The 1745-nt window shown below is 52.6% G+C and carries 1 rRNA gene; it reads left to right on the top strand.

Annotated elements, in window-relative coordinates:
- Positions 1–1725 (top strand): 23S ribosomal RNA (locus QMX86_RS27985); the annotation flags it as partial.
- Between the last annotated feature and the right edge of the window lie 20 nt (positions 1726–1745).

The raw sequence follows: 1745 nt of genomic DNA, 5'->3' as shown, positions 1-1745 counted from the left end.
TGATGCGGTAGAGGAGCGTTCTGTAAGCCTGTGAAGGTGAGTTGAGAAGCTTGCTGGAGGTATCAGAAGTGCGAATGCTGACATGAGTAACGACAATGGGTGTGAAAAACACCCACGCCGAAAGACCAAGGTTTCCTGCGCAACGTTAATCGACGCAGGGTTAGTCGGTCCCTAAGGCGAGGCTGAAAAGCGTAGTCGATGGAAAACAGGTTAATATTCCTGTACTTCTGGTTATTGCGATGGAGGGACGGAGAAGGCTAGGCCAGCTTGGCGTTGGTTGTCCAAGTTTAAGGTGGTAGGCTGAGATCTTAGGTAAATCCGGGATCTTAAGGCCGAGAGCTGATGACGAGTTACCCTTTGGGTGACGAAGTGGTTGATGCCATGCTTCCAAGAAAAGCTTCTAAGCTTCAGGTAACCAGGAACCGTACCCCAAACCGACACAGGTGGTTGGGTAGAGAATACCAAGGCGCTTGAGAGAACTCGGGTGAAGGAACTAGGCAAAATGGCACCGTAACTTCGGGAGAAGGTGCGCCGGTGAGGGTGAAGGACTTGCTCCGTAAGCTCATGCCGGTCGAAGATACCAGGCCGCTGCGACTGTTTATTAAAAACACAGCACTCTGCAAACACGAAAGTGGACGTATAGGGTGTGACGCCTGCCCGGTGCCGGAAGGTTAATTGATGGGGTTAGCTAACGCGAAGCTCTTGATCGAAGCCCCGGTAAACGGCGGCCGTAACTATAACGGTCCTAAGGTAGCGAAATTCCTTGTCGGGTAAGTTCCGACCTGCACGAATGGCGTAACGATGGCGGCGCTGTCTCCACCCGAGACTCAGTGAAATTGAAATCGCTGTGAAGATGCAGTGTATCCGCGGCTAGACGGAAAGACCCCGTGAACCTTTACTATAGCTTTGCACTGGACTTTGAATTTGCTTGTGTAGGATAGGTGGGAGGCTTTGAAGCGTGGACGCCAGTTCGCGTGGAGCCATCCTTGAAATACCACCCTGGCAACTTTGAGGTTCTAACTCAGGTCCGTTATCCGGATCGAGGACAGTGTATGGTGGGTAGTTTGACTGGGGCGGTCTCCTCCTAAAGAGTAACGGAGGAGTACGAAGGTGCGCTCAGACCGGTCGGAAATCGGTCGTAGAGTATAAAGGCAAAAGCGCGCTTGACTGCGAGACAGACACGTCGAGCAGGTACGAAAGTAGGTCTTAGTGATCCGGTGGTTCTGTATGGAAGGGCCATCGCTCAACGGATAAAAGGTACTCCGGGGATAACAGGCTGATACCGCCCAAGAGTTCATATCGACGGCGGTGTTTGGCACCTCGATGTCGGCTCATCACATCCTGGGGCTGAAGCCGGTCCCAAGGGTATGGCTGTTCGCCATTTAAAGTGGTACGCGAGCTGGGTTTAGAACGTCGTGAGACAGTTCGGTCCCTATCTGCCGTGGACGTTTGAGATTTGAGAGGGGCTGCTCCTAGTACGAGAGGACCGGAGTGGACGAACCTCTGGTGTTCCGGTTGTCACGCCAGTGGCATTGCCGGGTAGCTATGTTCGGGAAAGATAACCGCTGAAAGCATCTAAGCGGGAAACTTGCCTCAAGATGAGATCTCACTGGAACCTTGAGTTCCCTGAAGGGCCGTCGAAGACTACGACGTTGATAGGTTGGGTGTGTAAGCGCTGTGAGGCGTTGAGCTAACCAATACTAATTGCCCGTGAGGCTTGACCATATAACACCCAAGCAATTTGC

This window comes from Pseudomonas sp. PS01270 (assembly GCF_029959775.1).
GTDB lineage: Bacteria > Pseudomonadota > Gammaproteobacteria > Pseudomonadales > Pseudomonadaceae > Aquipseudomonas > Aquipseudomonas atacamensis.
The sequence above is the reverse complement of the archived record's forward strand: the minus strand, read 5'-3'. Positions and strand labels throughout refer to the sequence as shown.